The 16,182-nt window shown below is 70.3% G+C and carries 16 protein-coding genes; 7 read left to right on the forward strand and 9 right to left on the reverse strand.

Annotated features, from left to right (window positions below; translation table 11 throughout):
- Nucleotides 1-75: 75 nt before the first annotated feature.
- Nucleotides 76-846 carry a siderophore-interacting protein gene (locus C7474_RS10360; RefSeq protein WP_121059733.1) on the forward strand — a complete coding sequence of 257 codons (771 nt, stop codon included), beginning with the start codon at nt 76-78 and terminating at the stop codon, nt 844-846.
- A gap of 290 nt (nt 847-1,136) precedes the next feature.
- Here the strand turns inward: C7474_RS10360 and C7474_RS10365 are convergent, their stop codons facing one another.
- From C7474_RS10365 to C7474_RS10375, 3 genes are all read right to left on the reverse strand, one after another.
- Nucleotides 1,137-2,447, reverse strand: coding sequence for an HNH endonuclease signature motif containing protein (locus tag C7474_RS10365; protein WP_121059735.1), 1,311 nt, complete (start codon nt 2,445-2,447; stop codon nt 1,137-1,139).
- Nucleotides 2,448-2,674: 227 nt separating this feature from the next.
- Complete coding sequence (locus tag C7474_RS10370; RefSeq protein ID WP_121059737.1) at nt 2,675-3,319, reverse strand: FMN reductase; 645 nt, start codon at nt 3,317-3,319, stop codon at nt 2,675-2,677.
- The gene (locus C7474_RS10375; protein ID WP_121060683.1) at nt 3,316-4,512 is read right to left on the reverse strand and encodes an LLM class flavin-dependent oxidoreductase; all 1,197 of its coding nucleotides are present in this window, start codon (nt 4,510-4,512) and stop codon (nt 3,316-3,318) included. The genes C7474_RS10370 and C7474_RS10375 overlap by 4 nt, the downstream gene beginning before the upstream one ends.
- A 322-nt stretch (nt 4,513-4,834) precedes the next feature.
- Between C7474_RS10375 and C7474_RS10380 the strand changes: the two genes are divergently transcribed.
- From C7474_RS10380 to C7474_RS10390, 3 genes are all read left to right on the forward strand, one after another.
- Complete coding sequence (locus tag C7474_RS10380; RefSeq protein ID WP_121059739.1) at nt 4,835-6,058, forward strand: oxygenase MpaB family protein; 1,224 nt, start codon at nt 4,835-4,837, stop codon at nt 6,056-6,058.
- An 88-nt stretch (nt 6,059-6,146) separates the two neighbouring features.
- A complete protein-coding gene (locus tag C7474_RS10385; protein ID WP_121059741.1) occupies nt 6,147-7,268 on the forward strand; it encodes an acyltransferase family protein in 1,122 nt (373 codons plus the stop codon).
- Nucleotides 7,269-7,344: 76 nt separating this feature from the next.
- Nucleotides 7,345-8,355, forward strand: coding sequence for an isopenicillin N synthase family dioxygenase (locus C7474_RS10390; RefSeq protein ID WP_121059743.1), 1,011 nt, complete (start codon nt 7,345-7,347; stop codon nt 8,353-8,355).
- 98 nt (nt 8,356-8,453) lie between these two features.
- Here the strand turns inward: C7474_RS10390 and rpsO are convergent, their stop codons facing one another.
- Complete coding sequence (gene rpsO / locus C7474_RS10395) at nt 8,454-8,723, reverse strand: 30S ribosomal protein S15 (protein ID WP_018187174.1); 270 nt, start codon at nt 8,721-8,723, stop codon at nt 8,454-8,456.
- 189 nt (nt 8,724-8,912) lie between these two features.
- On the opposite strand from rpsO, the gene C7474_RS10400 reads away from it, so the two are divergent.
- Both C7474_RS10400 and C7474_RS10405 read left to right on the forward strand, forming a co-directional pair.
- Nucleotides 8,913-10,211: an MFS transporter gene (locus C7474_RS10400; RefSeq protein WP_121060685.1), complete on the forward strand. Its 1,299-nt coding sequence runs from the start codon at nt 8,913-8,915 to the stop codon at nt 10,209-10,211.
- Nucleotides 10,212-10,343: 132 nt separating this feature from the next.
- Nucleotides 10,344-11,282: a DMT family transporter gene (locus C7474_RS10405; protein WP_121059745.1), complete on the forward strand. Its 939-nt coding sequence runs from the start codon at nt 10,344-10,346 to the stop codon at nt 11,280-11,282.
- Nucleotides 11,283-11,284: 2 nt separating this feature from the next.
- Here the strand turns inward: C7474_RS10405 and C7474_RS10410 are convergent, their stop codons facing one another.
- Entirely contained in the window at nt 11,285-12,229 is a 945-nt protein-coding gene (locus C7474_RS10410) for an AraC family transcriptional regulator (RefSeq protein ID WP_121059747.1), read from the reverse strand.
- Nucleotides 12,230-12,329: 100 nt separating this feature from the next.
- Here C7474_RS10410 and C7474_RS10415 point away from each other — a divergent pair, with 100 nt between their 5' ends.
- Nucleotides 12,330-12,977 (forward strand): NAD(P)-dependent oxidoreductase, encoded by a 648-nt coding sequence (locus C7474_RS10415; RefSeq protein WP_121059749.1) that lies wholly within the window; start codon nt 12,330-12,332, stop codon nt 12,975-12,977.
- A gap of 62 nt (nt 12,978-13,039) precedes the next feature.
- On the opposite strand, the gene C7474_RS10420 is transcribed toward C7474_RS10415, so the two are convergent.
- From C7474_RS10420 to C7474_RS10435, 4 genes are all read right to left on the reverse strand, one after another.
- Nucleotides 13,040-13,600 (reverse strand): YceI family protein, encoded by a 561-nt coding sequence (locus C7474_RS10420; protein ID WP_121059751.1) that lies wholly within the window; start codon nt 13,598-13,600, stop codon nt 13,040-13,042.
- Between the two features lie 138 nt (nt 13,601-13,738).
- A complete protein-coding gene (locus C7474_RS10425) occupies nt 13,739-14,107 on the reverse strand; it encodes an FKBP-type peptidyl-prolyl cis-trans isomerase (protein WP_121059753.1) in 369 nt (122 codons plus the stop codon).
- Nucleotides 14,108-14,277: 170 nt separating this feature from the next.
- The gene (locus C7474_RS10430) at nt 14,278-15,423 is read right to left on the reverse strand and encodes a PrsW family intramembrane metalloprotease (RefSeq protein ID WP_121059755.1); all 1,146 of its coding nucleotides are present in this window, start codon (nt 15,421-15,423) and stop codon (nt 14,278-14,280) included.
- A 102-nt stretch (nt 15,424-15,525) separates the two neighbouring features.
- Nucleotides 15,526-16,074: a DUF4190 domain-containing protein gene (locus C7474_RS10435; protein WP_241965207.1), complete on the reverse strand. Its 549-nt coding sequence runs from the start codon at nt 16,072-16,074 to the stop codon at nt 15,526-15,528.
- Nucleotides 16,075-16,182 lie beyond the last annotated feature (108 nt).

Consider the following 16,182-nt stretch of genomic DNA (forward strand, 5'->3'; position numbering starts at 1 on the left):
CAGTGTCGTCCGCAACCTATCAGCAGGCGACGTCCCGCTCGCGCCACCCCGCCTCACGGCCGATAGCGTGGACGGGTGGCTCTCTCCTCACGCACGACCGCCCGTCCGCCGCGTCCGACGCTCGAGTTCGAGGTGGTGGCGTCCGAGCGGCTCAGTCCGCACCTCGTGCGCATCACCCTCGGTGGCGACGGGTTCGCGCAGTTCGAGGACCGACCCGAGACCGACAAGTACGCGAAGCTCAAGTTCACCGGAGCGGACGGACTCCCCGTCACGCGCACCTACACCATCCGTCGTGTCGACCACGAGGCGCGCACGCTGACGATCGATTTCGTCGTGCACGGCGACGAGGGACTCGCGGGGCCGTGGGCTGCGGCGGCGCAGGGCGGCGAGCGCCTCAGTCTGATGGGTCCGGGAGGCGGCTACTCCCCCGATGCGGATGCCGATTGGCACCTGCTCGCGGGCGACCTTTCCGCGGTGCCCGCGATCGCCGCCGCGCTCGAGGCGCTGCCCGTCGACGCGGTCGGCACCGCGGTGATCGAGATCGACGGGCCGGAGGGGGAGATCCCGCTCTCCGCGCCGGCCGGTGTCACGGTCGTCTGGCTCGTGGACGCGTCCCACGATCCGGAGCATCTCGCTGCGGCGCTGCGCAATGTCGAGTGGCGCGAGGGGCGCGTGCAGGTCTTCGCCCACGGGGAGCGCGAGTCGATGAAGGCGATCCGGCGTGTGCTGTTCGATGAGCGGGGGCTCGAGCGCGGACAGGTGTCGCTCTCGGGTTACTGGGCGCGCGGCCGCACGGAGGACCGCTTCCAGGCTGAGAAGCGAGAGCCCATCGGCCAGATCCTCTGACATCCGGCGCACGGGTTTCGATACGCCGGCTACTCAACCACCGGAAGCTCCCGGTCGTTGAGCGAGGAGCTCCGCGACGAGTCGAAACGCGCCGGGCTTGGCATCGGTGGTCGTGCACGGGTTTCGATACGCCGGCTTCGCCGGCTACTCAACCACCGGGGGCTCCCGGTCGTTGAGCGAGGAGCGAAGCGACGAGTCGAAACGCGCCGGACCTCGGCGGTGTTGGTGGGTGCGCGGGTTTCGATACGCGCGCTGCGCGCGCTACTCAACCACCGGAGGGTGCGGGGGCGTCAGAACGGTGCCGGCTCGAGGGACTCGGCGCTGGCGGGTGGGGTGGCAGGGGTGAAGGCGACCGGGGGTTGTGGGGTGTCTTCGCGGTAGGTTCTGCCAAGGGGTGAGGTCCATTCCAGGACACCACCCGGGAGTTGTCGGACCCGCCACCGGGTGAACTGCTTCATCGAGTGATGCCTCTGACACAGGTGAGCGAGGTTGCCGAGGGTCGTGGGGCCGCCGAGGGCGTGGTCGATGGTGTGGTCGATCTCGCACCGGATCGCTGCCCTCCGGCATCCCGGGAACCGGCAATGCTGATCCCTCGCCCGAAGGAACCGACGCTGGGACCAGACGGGACGGTACGCGTCGATCGCGATCACCGACCCACGCACCGGATCGGTGAGCAACCTCGTCAACGACGGGGACTGTTGTGCGAGGCACCGAGCCGTGTCGGCATCGATCGGGGAACGCCCCACCAGATCAGCCGGACCCTCATCCGCACCCACCAACGTGAGCGCCGGGACGACCACCTGCACCTGCGCGCGAATCGACCCGAGGGTGCCGGGCTGATCACCAGTCGCGGTCGGGTCGAGGGCGGGCGTGCCGGCGAGGAGGAGGTCGGTGAGCACATCCGTGCGGACCGCGTCGATCCCACGTTCGTCACCTTCGTCCGGGTCGCGCGCGTCGATCACGGCCTGTGCTTGCTGAGTCAGGCGGTCGAGGATCCCGTCCCCGATCACCGTCGGCACCGTCGCGACCACGTCGCACATCCCATCCCGCCCCGGGAACACCCGCACGCACCGGGCCGCGGCGGCTTCCTGGTGGCGTTCCGTGAACGAACGGTCGGTGAATCGTTCCGCGAGGAGCTGCAGGATCGGACGCAGCCGGTTCGGGGTACGGCCCTCACACTGGGTGATCGCTTCCGCGTCGAACTCCGGGCGTCGAGACGCGGGGACGACGTCACCGGCATCCGTGATCACTTGAACCTGACCCTTGGTGATCTGCCCTGACTCCCATGCCGCGAGGGTCAGCGGGTACATCTCCACCAGCGACCGGGCATCACCGATCCGCGCCTGCACGGTGCGGTCGGTTACGTGCAGCACGCCGCCGATCTCGGCGGCGATGGACCGCAACGCCATGTCGTGCTCACGCACCCGCAAAGGAGAACCGGCGGTCTGCGCGTCGGCGAGCTGACCGGCACGGGCGAGAAGTCGCACTTCCGCGATTTGCGCGGCACGCAGCTCGACAGCGTTCGCTTCGAAGCCCGCGACGATCTCACCCAGGACGGTGAGATCGTCCTCCGGGGTGGTGATCTTCGTGAACGTCGACATGCTCTGATTCTCCCACTGGCCTCGGACATTGATTCGAAAGTCCGAGGGGGGTGTGGAGAACTCGACCCCGCCTGAGCACCCTCGACCGATGCCGGGTTCGGTGGGTTTCGATACGCGCGCTGCGCGCGCTACTCAACCACCGGACGGCGCGGGCGGGGGCTGCTCAACCATCGGACGGTGCGCGGAACCGGGACGGGGCCGGGGCGGCCGGCCCCGGGGCGGGCGGGTTAGTCGCCGGCGAGGCCGCCGAGGAGGTGGCCGAAGGAGCGGCCCTCGCCCAGGTAGTTCGCCGGATCGAACGGGTCGGCGCTTCCGGCGGGCTCGCGGCGCGCCACCGCGTCGGCCAGCTCGCGGGCGCCCCGGTCGACGCGCGAGCTCAGCGGCGCCACCTCGTCGGCGTGCGCGCCCCAGTCGGCGGATGCGGCGAACACACCCGTCGAGACCGCCTCGGCGTGGAGGTACGCGAACAGCGGACGGATCGCGTAGTCGATCGCCAGCGAGTGTCGGGCGGTGCCGGCGTTCGCGCCGATGAGCACCGGCATCCCGGTGAGCGCATCGGGGTCGAGCACGTCGATGAACGACTTGAACAGTCCCGAGTAGCTCGTCGAGAAGATCGGCGTCACCGCGATGAGCGCGTCGGCGGAGACGACGGTGTTGATCGCCGTCTCCAGCGCGGGCGGCGCGAAGCCGGTCAGCAGGTTGTTGGTGATGTCGTGCGCGAGGTCGCGCAGTTCGATCGTGTCGACGGATGCCTCCACACCGCGCTCGGCGAGCTGCGCGACAGTGGCCGCGGCGAGCCGGTCGGCCAGCATCCGGGTCGAGGAGGGGTTGGACAGTCCCGCCGACACGACGGCGATGCGCCGGGCGGTCATCGTGCACCACCCAGGCCGAACGCGGCACCTGCGGGGGCGGGGGCGTCCTGGTAGGGCGAAGGGCCCGAGAGGTTGTCGCCGCGGTTCGCTCGCGGCGTCGCCTGCCGCGACGGCCCGTCGCCGTACGCCGCGCGCACGAGGTTCGCGTGGGTCGGCGCGTCGGGCACGTTCGCCGGACGGTCCTTCGCGAACTCGCGGCGCAGCACCGGGACGACCTCGCCGCCGAGGATGTCGAGCTGCTCGAGCACCGTCTTCAGCGGCAGACCCGCGTGGTCCATGAGGAAGAGCTGACGCTGGTAGTCGCCGAACAGCTCGCGCATGCCGGCGTAGCGGTCGATGACCTGCTGCGGCGACCCGACGGTCAAGGGGGTCATCTCGGTGAAGTCCTCGAGCGAGGGCCCGTGCCCGTAGACGGGCGCGTTGTCGAAGTACGGACGGAACCGCGTGACGGCATCCTGCGAGTTCTTCGCCATGAACGCCTGCCCGCCGAGACCGACGACGGCCGTCTCGGGCGCGCCGTGTCCGTAGTGCTCCCAGCGCTGGCGGTAGAGCGCGATGAGACGCTGGTAGTGCTCGGCCGGCCAGAAGATGTTGTTCGCGAAGAATCCGTCACCGTAATATGCGGCCTGCTCGGCGATCTCCGGCGTGCGGATGGAGCCGTGCCACACGAACGGCGCGACACCGTCGAGCGGGCGCGGCGTCGACGTGAAGCCCTGCAACGGCGTGCGGAACTTGCCCTCCCAGTCCACGACGTCCTCACGCCACAGCTTGTGCAGCAGCGCGTAGTTCTCGATCGCCAGCGGCAGGCCCTGGCGGATGTCCTTGCCGAACCACGGATAGACCGGTCCGGTGTTGCCGCGGCCGAGCATGAGATCGGTGCGACCGCCGGAGACGTGCTGCAGCATCGCGAAGTCCTCGGCGATCTTCACCGGGTCGTTCGTCGTGATGAGGGTCGTTGCGGTCGACAAGACGAGGCGTTCGGTCTGCGCGGCGATGTACGCGAGGGTCGTCGTCGGCGAACTCGACCAGAACGGCGGGTTGTGGTGCTCGCCGAGCGCGAAGACGTCGAGGCCGACCTCCTCCGCGTGCTTGGCGATCGTCAGCGTGGCGCGGATGCGCTCGGCCTCGCTGGGCGTCTCCCCGGTCGTCGGATCCTGGGTGATGTCGCTGACCGTGAAGATGCCGAACTGCATTCCCGGCCAGGTGGTGTTCTCGCTCACGGTCTCTGCTCCTTCTCTGGACTCCGTCAGGCCCAGTCTATTCATTTGCATGTATCTGAGAGAACAGCGGCACGGCCACATTATTCCCGGCACCTCTCCGTCGGGCCTGCATCCGTCGTCCGGGCAGCACACGTTAGAGAATTCCCATTCACTTCCCCGCATCCTTGTGCTCGACTGAAGGCACGGCTATGTTAACGGCAAATCACAAGTGTTCGCCGGACGGGCTGCGATCGTGGAGGCATCGATGCGGATGCCGCGGACGCCGTCCGTCCCTCCTCGGAAGGCAGGTCCCCCAATGCCCGAACTGAGCAGACGCGGGTTACTCACCCTCGGCGCCGCGATGGGCTTCTCCGGCGTCGCCCTGGGCGCCGCCTCGCCGGCCTGGTCGTGGTCGTCCAGCGGATCGATCGCCGCGGTCGGCACCGGCACCGGCACCGATCCGCAGTGGGTCTGGGACGACGAGATCGACGGCATCATGAAGCGCGCGATCGAGGCGGGCCAGACCCGCCAGATCAACGACGCGATGCGCAATTGGGTCAACAACAACGACCCGATCCCGGTCGACACCCTCCCGCCCGAGCTCGGCACGTGGTTCACCCAGCACGTGAAGCTGCCGCCGTGGGCCGACATGAACAAGCTCAAGCTGGCCGCGGACTTCAACCGGCGCAAGGACATGTATATGTTCTTCATCTACGGCATCGGCGGCGGCATCATGAGCACGATGATCCCCCGCGAGGCCCGTTCGGTGTACTGGTCCAAGGGCGGCGCCGACATGCAGGATCGCGCCGCGAAGACCTTCACGTTCGGCTACGACCTGGGCGACCTCAAGGCGATGGAGCCGCAGGGGCAGTTCCTGGTCACGGCGAACAAGACGCGCATCGTGCACGCCTCGGTGCGCCACCTGCTGCCGCAGTCGCCCTACTGGCGCGCGGTCGCCGACGAGACGATACCCATCAGCAACCACGACATCCTCGTCACCTTCCACTCCACGGGCACCTTCGTGCACAAGAAGCTGAAGGAGTGGGGCGTGCGGATGTCGGCGGCCGACGAAGAGGCGTTCCTGCACTCCTGGCAGGTCGCGCTGCACCTGCTCGGCGTGCGGGACGAGTTCATCCCGGCGACGTGGGCGGCCGCGCACGCACAGGCGGCGCAGACGCTCGATCCGATCATGGTGTCCACGCCCGAGGGCAAGGACCTCGCCGAGGTGCTGCTCGGGCTGACGGCACAGATCGACCTCGGGCTGACGCGCGGCTTCCTCAACGAGTTCGTGCGGTATCAGCTCGGCGACTACGTGGCGGACTCCCTCTCGCTCAAGCGCGACTACGCGTCGGCCGCCCTCATCAAGACGGGATGGCCGGCCTACATCAGGTACCGCGAGGGGTTCCTCCCGATCATGCCCGCCACGTTCTGGATGTTCGACCAGCTCATCGAGGGCGTCGCGATGGCGTTCCTCAACCGGTTCACGTCGCCCACGACCACGGCGATCGAGGTGCCGGACATGAACCGTCCTGGCGTCTGACATCTCTCGCGCACGGATGCCGGCGGCCCGTTCCCCGGGGCCGCCGGCATCCGTCGTTCCCGGCCGACCTGGGTAGGGTTGCTCCAGCATGAGCACGCCCACCCCTCCCCGCACCGGACCTGTCCCCGCGACTGCCAAGCGCCGCCGTGTGCCGCTGTGGGACAACGCACGGTTCGCGTGCATCGTTCTGGTGGTGCTGGGACACGCGATCCAGCGGCTTACCTACGACTCGGATGTCGCGCTCGGCCTCTACCTGCTCGTCTACGCGTTCCACATGCCCGCGTTCGCGATCATCTCGGGCTACTTCTCCAAGTCGGACTCCCCCACGCGCACCCGCATGGCGCGGGTCATCACCGACATCGTGCTGCCGTACCTCATCTTCGAGGGCCTGTGGACGCTCACGAAGTGGCTCGTCGAGGGCCAGGCGGAGCCGAACTTCACCGAGCCGTCGTGGACCCTCTGGTTCCTCATCGCCCTCGCCCTGTTCCGGCTCGTCCTCCCCTATCTCGCGCTGCTGCGGTGGCCGCTGGCCTGGACGATCCTCATCTCGGTGCTCGTCGGCTACTGGGAGAACGTCGACTCGACACTCTCGCTGTCGCGCACCCTGGGCCTGCTGCCGTTCTTCACGCTCGGCTGGTGGCTCGCCCATCACAAGGTGCTCGAGCGGTTCGACCTGATCCGCCGGCGACGCTGGTGGGTGCGGGCACTCGCGGGCGCCGTGCTGGCGGTGGCCGGCTGGGCGGCGTGGTTCTTCGTCGACACCTGGCGTGCGGTGAACCTGCGCGAATGGCTGTTCTACGACGACAGCTACAGCGACCTCGGCGGGCCGTGGTGGTCGGGCGGAGTGCGCCTGTCGCTCATGGCGATCGCGCTCGTGCTGTCGGCTGCGTTCTTCGCGCTCGTGCCGCGCGGCTCGTACTGGTGGACCCACTTCGGCCAGTACACGATGTACGTCTACCTGCTCCACTCGTTCGTGCTGTACCCGTTCAGAGAGAACGGCCTGCTGCGGCACGCCGAGCCGACGTGGCTGTGGCTGCCGTCGGTGATCGCGGTCTCGGTCGCGATCGCCCTGGTGCTCGCGACGAAGCCGGTGCGCGTCGTCTTCCGTCCCTTCGTCGAGCCCCGCCCGGCATGGCTGTTCGCCGATGCGACACTCGCCGGCCGCGAGGGGCGCCGCGACGACCCGACGGGCTCGCGCCGCCCCCGCTGACGTCGTTCCCGGCCGCCGGCCGGTCATACGCGGCAACAAAGCGGATGCCGCTCCGCCGGCGTCCTAGCGTCGGACCATGACCGATCTGAACCTGCCGGTGCTCGACCTGTCGCTCCTGGACCAGGGACCCGCCGAGGCGGAGCGGTTCCGTGACGAGCTTCGCCGTGCGACCCACGACGTCGGGTTCTTCTACCTCACCGGCACGGGTCTCCCGCCCGACCTGGAGTCGCGGCTGCATCGCACGGCGCGGGCGTTCTTCGCGCTCCCCGAGGCCGACAAGCTCGCGATCGAGAACGTGCGCAGCCCGCACTTCCGCGGCTACACCCGCATCGGCGGCGAGCGCACGCAGGGGAAGGTGGACTGGCGGGAGCAGATCGACATCGGCCCCGAGCGTCCCGCGATCGACGACCCGGACGCCCCCGACTACGCGCGCCTGATCGGTCCGAACATCTGGCCCGAGGCGCAGCCGGAACTGCGCGAGGTGGCATCCGCCTGGCAGGAACACCTCGTCGGCGTCGCCCGCCGGCTGCTGCGGGCCTGGGCGGTCGCGCTCGGCGCTCCCGAGACGTTCTTCGACGAGCACTTCGGGGAACCCTCGACGCTGCTGAAGATCGTCCGCTACCCCGGCACCGACGCACCCGAGCCCCGGCAGGGCGTCGGCGCGCACAAGGACTCCGGCGTGCTGACCCTGCTGTGGGTGGAGCCGGGCAAGGGCGGACTGCAGGTCGAGCGCGACGGCACGTGGGTCGACGCCCCGCCGGTGTCCGGCGCGTTCGTGGTCAACATCGGCGAGATGCTCGAGTACGCGACCGGCGGATACCTCATCGCGACGAACCACCGCGTGGTGTCGCCCCGGCTCCCCGACGACCGCATCTCGGTGCCGTTCTTCTTCAACCCCGCGCTGGACACCAACCTGCCGCTGATCGAGCTGCCGCCGGAGCTCGCGGCGAAGGCGCGCGGAGTGACGCAGGATCCGTCCAACCCCATCCACGCTCGCTACGGCGAGAACGCACTGAAATCACGACTGCGCGCGCACCCCGACGTCGCCGAGCGGTGGCACGCCGACCTGCTCGCCGCCCGCGCCTGAGCGCCGCGCCGCTCACTGTGAACGCGACGAAGGCCGCCCACACCGTGGGCGGCCTTCTCAAGAATGTTTCGCGCGATTGAACGCTGGTGCGCTGATGCTCAGCGACGGAGACCGAGGCGCTCGATGAGCGAGCGGTAACGGTTGATGTCGACATCCTGGAGGTAGCCCAGGAGACGGCGGCGCTGACCGACGAGCAGGAACAGGCCACGACGCGAGTGGTGGTCGTGCTTGTGCTCCTTGAGGTGCTCGGTGAGGTCCTTGATGCGCTGCGTCAGCATCGCGACCTGCACCTCGGGGGATCCGGTGTCACCGGGGTGCGTCGCGTACTCTTCGATGATCGCCTTCTTGACGTCTGCTTCCAGTGCCATAGGTGATCCCCTTCCTCTTCGTTGCGCGGCGCCCGACGCCTGATACGTGGGCTCTCTTTATCCGCGGCCGATCGAACGGCAACCTGAAGAGTCTACCAGTCGCGCGGCCTCGGGCGCGACGCGGTCGGGACTACCCTGGACCGAGTGTCTGCCGATCCTCCCCCGCCCGGCCGGCCGCGCCTGCCGCGGCTGAGCCGCGACCACCTCATCGACCTCACGCCACTGAAGGCGAGCCCGGCGTTCGCGCGGATGTGGATCGGCTCGACGCTCGCGGGCCTCGGCGGTCAGCTCACGATCGTCGCGATCATGCTGCACATGTTCGAGCTCACCGGCGACACGTTCGCGGTGTCGATGATCGCCGTCGCGGGCCTCGTGCCGATGGTGATCGCGGGGCTGTGGGGAGGGATGCTGGCCGACGCGTTCGACCGCCGCCGGGTCGCGCTGATCGCGGCGACCGTGACGTTCGCCTCCACACTGCTGCTCGCGATCCTCGCGTGGAACGCGTGGGAGACGGTGTGGTGGCTGTACGTGCTGAGCGTCGTGAACTCGTCGGCGAACTCCATCGTCATGGCCGCGCGCCAGTCGATCGTGCCGCGCCTGCTCCCCCGCGAGCTGCTCCCGGCGGCGTCGGCGCTGCAGGGCATCACGGTCGGCATCATGGTCATGGCCGGTCCCGCCCTGGCCGGCGTGCTCGTCGCGTTCACCGGCTACGCCTGGACCTACACGCTCGATGTCGCGCTGATGTCGGCGATGTTCCTGGGGCTGCTGACCCTGCCCGCCATCCGCCCCGAGGGCGCGGTCGTGCGGCCCGGCCTCCAGTCGCTGCGCGACGGCATCCGCTTCCTGCGTCGCGCCGGCAACATCCGACTGCAGTTCCTGCTCGACATCATCGCGATGACCTTCGGCCAGCCGCTGTCGCTGCTCCCCGCGATCGGCGCGGTGCTGCTGGGCGGCGGACCGATCACGACCGGCGTGCTCACCGCCTCCGTCGCCGTCGGCGCCTTCGTCTCGAGCGTGTTCTCCGGCCCCGTGGGCCGCATCCGCCGTCAGGGGCTCGGCATCGAGCGGGCCATCCAGGTGTACGGCGCCGCGATCGCGGCCTTCGGTCTCGTGCTGCTGGGTGCCGCGTTCGGCCTGTTCGCGCCCGCCACCGTCGACGAGCACACGCCGAACCTCGCGCTCATCGCCGCCGCGGCGGTGTGCCTGGCCGTGTCGGGCGCCGCCGACAACGTGAGCTCGATCTTCCGCAACACGATGGTGCAGGCGGCGGTGCCGGATGCCGTGCGCGGCAGGCTGCAGGGCATCTTCATCGTCGTGGTCGCCGGCGGGCCGCGCGTAGGCGCGCTGTACGCGGGCACCCTCGCGACCTTCGCGGCGCTGTGGTTCCCGCCGCTGCTGGGAGGCCTCGTCATCATCGGCCTCGTCGGCCTGCTCGTGCGTCTGAACCCCCGCTTTCGCCACTACGACGCGCTGCATCCGGAGCCCTGACCCGCACCGACGTGGCGTCGGCGCCGCCCAGGCGGCGACGTCCACCGTCGGGATCCGGCCGAGTGACGGCGGATTCCGGACGCGGCACTGCGTGATGCCCCGCCTGTCGGCGCCCGGGCATAGAGTCGCGCCGTGTCCACCGCGTCCGCCCCGCCCGCCCCCGCCCGCGGGCCCTCCTCCCGCACGTCGTCGATCACGGCGCAGTTCGTGCTGGGCGGCATCGTCTGGGGCTCGAGCTTCCTCTTCATGAAGGTGGCCCTCGAGGGCGTCTCACCGGGGCAGGTGGTGTGGACCCGCCTCGTCCTCGGCGCGCTCACCCTCGGCGTCTTCGTGGCGGTGCGCCGCGAGCACCTCCCCCGCGGCGCACGCATCTGGGCGCACATGAGCGTCATCGCGACGACCTTCTGCGTGCTGCCTTTCCTGCTCTTCTCCTGGGCGCAGCAGTACGTCACCTCGGGGCTCGCGAGCATCTACAACGCGACGACGCCGATCATGACGGCGATCATGGCGTGGGCGGTGTTCCGGGTCGAGAAGCTCAGCGCGCTCCAGATCGCCGGCATCCTCGTCGGCATCGCCGGGGTGATGACGATCATCGCCCCGTGGCAGGGCCTCGACCTCTCGCAGAGCGTCGTCGCCCAGCTCGCGATCCTCGGCGCGACCGCCTGCTACGGGTTCTCGCTCGCGTACATGAGGCGCTTCACGGCCGACAGCGGCATGTCGGCCCTCACCTTCTCGTTCCTGAACATCGGCATCGGCGCCGCGATCCTCGTCGCCCTCACCCCGCTCGTCGCGGCGACCCCCGTACGGCTGGACGGCTGGATCGTCACGAGCCTCCTCTTGCTCGGATGCCTCGGAACCGGCGTCGCCTACATCTGGAACCAGAACGTGCTGCGGGCGTGGGGGCCCACCCGCGCCTCGACGGTGACGTACATCACGCCGGTGGTGGGCGTGCTGCTCGGCGTGGTCGTGCTGGGCGAGCGGCTCACCTGGAACGAGCCTGTCGGTGCGCTGCTCGTCTTCCTCGGTATCCTGCTGGCGCAGAACCGACTGCGTCCGCGACGGCGGCGCTAAGCTCACGCGACGCGGCGGCGCAACCGTCCGGGAGTCTCCCCCGTGGTCCGCGCGAAGGCACGACTGAAGGCGGCCTCCGAGCCGTAGCCGAGCGACGCGCCGACAGCCGCGACCGTCTCCCCCGCCGCGAGTCTCGTCCGGGCGGTGCGCATGCGCGTGGTCGTCACGTAGGTCATCGGCGGAACGCCGACGACCGCCGCGAAACGTGCCGCGAACGCGGACCGTGACATCCGGGCACGACGCGCCAGTTCGGACAGCGACCAGTCCGCACCGGGATCGCGGTGCACAGCGGCCAGCGCCGATCCGAGCTGCGCATCGCGGAGCGCCGCGAGCCATCCCTGGGCGGCATCCGGATCGTCGGCCAGCCACGCGCGCACCGTCTCGACGACGAGCACGTCGGCAAGCCGCGTCGCGACGGCGTCGCCGCCCGGTCGCGGCTCGCGGAGTTCACGGGAGAGCAGCGGGACGAGCGCCGCCATGACCGGGTGCCGCGCCGTGTCGACCTGCAGGATCGACGGCAACACCGCGAGCATGTCCTGCACGACCGGGGCGTCGAACGCGACGACCCCGCACAGCAGTGCGAGGTCGGGCGCCATCGCCTCCGGGCCGATCCGCAGCAGGGAGAACGCATCGCCGAGCATCGTCTGCGGAAGGTCCTCCGCGCGGCCGAGCAGAGGCGCCCCGGGGCCGGTGGAGACGCGGTGGCCGATGCCCCGCGGCACCAGCGCCAGGTGACCCGCCGGCAGCGCCACGGCGTCCCGGCCCTCCACCTCGAGGTACGCGGTGCCCTGCGCGACGATATGGAAGCTGAGCGTCTCGGCGACCTCCGGCATCGCGACCGATCCCGACCCCGACGCCTCCGTCCACGAATAGAACGCGCCTCGCATCCGCAGCCCGTAGAGCGCGTCGGTGAGGGCGTCGGCGTGCTCCCATGGGCGGACATCCATGTCAATTCGGACTTTCGATCAAGAATCAGGTACGCCCGACGATAGATCATCCGAATCGACAACGCCAGAGTGGTGGCACCTCGACGAATGGAGCACTCCCATGAACATCCTCGTGATCGGCGCCACCGGCGGCACCGGACGCGCCACCTGCGCCGCCCTGCTCGCCCGCGGCCACCGTGTGACCGGCTTTTCACGGCACGCGTCCGCCCTGCCCGGGCAGCCGGGGCTCACGACGGTCGACGGCGACGCGACCTCGTCGCGCGACCTCGACGCCGTGCTCCCCGGCCACGACGCGGTCGTCGTGATCCTGGGCATCTCCGAGCCCACGCTGCGCGTACGGCTGCGCGGCGCGCAGGGCACGCCCGACGACGTCCGCTCGCGCGCGACCGCACTCCTCGTCGCAGCGGCGCGACGGGCGGGTGTGCGCCGCGTGATCGTGCAGTCCTCGTACGGCGTCGGCGAGACGAGGACGCGGCTGCGGCTGCGCGATCGGCTCGTGTTCGCGATGTTCATCGCGCCGCAGATCGCCGACACCGAGATCCAGGAGGGCGTGCTGCGCGGGTCGGACCTCGACTGGACGATCGTGCAGCCCGTGTACCTCACCGACGGAGACGACCCGACGCACCTCGTCACCCTCGACGGCACGACGCGGCGCCGCTCGGTCTCAAGGCGCGGCGTCGCGGCCGTGCACGCCGACCTCGTCGAGCGCGCGGATCTCGCCCGGCGGACGGTGTCGGTGTCGGGCTGAGACGGCGAGAGGGGCGGATGCCGCGTGGCATCCGCCCCTCTCGTATCCGGGGGAAGCGGGGATCAGGCCTGCAGGGCGCCCTGGAGGTCGAGCGTGATCGTCACGTCCTTGCCGACGAGCACGCCTCCGGTCTCGAGCGCGGCGTTCCACGTGAGACCGAAGTCCTCGCGGTTGACGACCGTGGTCGCCGTCGCACCGGCCTTGTAGTTGCCCCACGGGTCGGTCCCGAAGCCGCCGAACTCGACCTCGAAGGTGACGGGCTTGGTGATGCCGCGGATCGTGAGGTCACCGTCGACGAGGAAGTCGCCGCCCTCGTAGCGCACGCCGGTGGAGGCGAACTCGAGCGTCGGGAACTGCTCGGCGTCGAAGAAGTCGCCCGAACGGAGGTGGTTGTCGCGGGCCTCGTCCTTGGTGTCGACCGATGCGACGTCGACCGAGGCGGTGACCTTCGCCTCGAGCGGGTTGGCCGGAGCTTCGATCGTGGCGCTCTTCAGACCGAAGTTGCCGCGCACCTTCGAGATCATCATGTGGCGGACGGAGAAGGTGACCTCGCTGTGGGAGGGGTCGAGCACCCAGGTGCCCGCCTTGTAGCCGGGGACGTCGATCGTGGTGGCAGCGGTCATGAGAGTTGTCCTTCGTGTGAGGGGAACGGTCTGCCTCCATCCAACACGGGGATCCTGGATGTATTCCCAAGAATGTAAAAACTTCCCGGGAACCACGAAGGGCGGATGCCGCGGCATCCGCCCTTCGCGTGGTGTGTGTCAGCCGACCTGCAGCAGGTCGATCACGAAGATGAGGGTCTTGCCGCCGAGGAAGTGCCCGCCGGCGGGACCGTAGGCCAGGTGCGGCGGGATGACGAGCTCGCGGCGGCCGCCGACCTTCATGCCGGGGATGCCGTCCTGCCAGCCCTGGATGAGGCCGCGCAGCGGGAACTGGATGCTCTCGCCACGCCCCCAGGAGGAGTCGAACTCCTCGCCGGACTCGTACTCGACGCCGGCGTAGTGGACCGTGACGGTGTCGCCGGGCTTGGCCTCGGCACCGTCGCCGACGATGATGTCGCGGATGACGAGCTGGCTGGGCGCCGGCTCGGTGGGGGCGTCGATCTCGGGCTTCGTGCGGTTGTCGCTCATGCGTCCATCCAAGCACGGGCCGAGGCGGCGCGGGGGCTCTTGACAGTCGCGACCGGGGTCGGCACCATGGTCGTAGATCAACTCAGCGCCCGGAAGACTCGCAGGCATCGCCGCAGCACCGGGCGCTGAGCTTTTGTCCGGGCTCCTGTCCGGGCGGGGTTCCGCCGGGTTCAGCCCACCAGTGCGCGACGCGCGGCCACCGTGCGCTCGAGGAAGATCCGCTCCTCCGCCGCAGCGTGCGGATCGCGTCCCGATACGGCGCGCTGCCGTGCCGCGGCGAGGGCGGTGGCATCGGCGATGAGCCGGCGCATCGCGTCGCGGCGGGCGGGCGGGGCGCCCCGCGACCAGGCGAGCGCCCGGGCGCGCCCGCCCCGTGTGGCGAGCATGTCCACCTCGGCGGCGGTGAACCACCCGGCGGCCGCGTAGGCGCCGAGGTGGGTGCGGGTGAGGCGCATCTCCTCGCGGCGGAGCATCGCGATCCCGACGACGAACAGCACGAACAGCGGCACCTGCAGCGTGACGTACAGCACGAGGAAGTCGCCGTAGACGGCCGCGGCGTTCCACAGACCGTGCAGCAGCATCGCACCCGCGAGCCCCCACGCGAACGCCACCGCGACACTCCCCGCCCGGCCGCGCCGCGCGGCGACGCCGACGGCGAACCCGGTGACGGCGGTGAACATGACGTGGGCGAACGGCGAGAGGATCCCGCGCAGGAAGAACGTCGTCGACGCCTCGGCCGCGCCGCCCTCGAGCAGACTCGTCGCGAAATAGAGGATGTTCTCGGTGAAGGCGAACCCCGCGCCGACGAGTGCCCCGTACACGACGCCGTCGACGGGTCCGTCGAATGCACGACGGCCCACGGCGAACACGATGAGCACCCCGATCCCCTTCGCGAGCTCCTCGATGATCGGCGCCTGCACGACGGCGGATGCCGCACCGATGTCGCCGACGGTCGCCGCGACGGCGAGGTCGACCAGCAGGGCGATCACGACCGCGGCCACCGCGCCCCACGCGACGGCGAATGCGACGAGGCTGCGCGGTTCGGGTTCCCAGCGGTCGACGAGACGGATCGCCAGCAGCACGGCTGCGAGCGGCACCAGCGCGAGCAGCATGCCGACGATCGCGGCCTCGGCGCCGAGGAACGTCAGGAGGTACGCGGCGAGCGCGGCGAGCAGCAGGATGAGCGGGGCGAACAGCCAGAGCGGCGCGCGTCGGCCCCGTCGGGCCGGCACCGGCACGGCCGGCACCCCCGCGGCAGGCGGGACGAGGGCCCCGTCGCCGTGGGGAGGCTGCGCGAGCGGCGACGGGAACGTCATGGCCGCCAGCGTAGCGTCCGGAGCGACCCCCACCCCGACCCGCCCGCGGAACGACGAAGCGCCCGCCCCGGGCGGGACGGGCGCTTCGCAGGTGTCAGCGGGTCACGGGCACGTGATGGTGGTGCCGTTGGACTCGTACACGCCCGAGCCGAGCTCGGAGCAGATCTCGTTGTACGCGTTCAGCCCGACGCCGAGGAACACGAAGAAGATGATCACGCCGATGATCGTCAGCACGAGGAAGATCCAGCCGAGGATGATCGCGACCGTCGCGGGGGTGTTCGGCACGCCCGCCTTCTTGCTCTGCGACTTCGCGACGTAGCCGAGGATCAGACCCACGAGGGATGCGAAGAAGACGACCACGAGCGCGACGATGCCGAGCGTCTTGCCGGGGACGGGGGCGCCGGGAGCGCCGCCGCCGTTGTACGCGGGCGGCGCTTGGTAGGCGGGAGCGGCCTGGTAGGCGGGCGCCGCGTACGCCGGCGCCGCCTCGGGGGCGGGCGGGGTGTAAGCCGGCGGCGCGTCCGCGGCGGGCGGCGGCGTCACGTGCTCCGACGCGGCCGGCGGCACGTCCGACGCCGGTGGCGACGGGGCGGGCGGCACATTTGCGGCGTCGCCGGTCGGGTCGTTCTGGGGGTTCTGGGGGTCGCTCATGAGGCCTCCTGGGTTCGCGGCCGGCGGGACGCCGACACGCTCACGGTAGTGGACCTCTCAGGAGACTCCAAGGGTCGGAGTGCGTGTCTCGTCGCGGTGTAGGATCCG

The organism is Microbacterium telephonicum, from assembly GCF_003651225.1.
GTDB lineage: Bacteria > Actinomycetota > Actinomycetes > Actinomycetales > Microbacteriaceae > Microbacterium > Microbacterium telephonicum.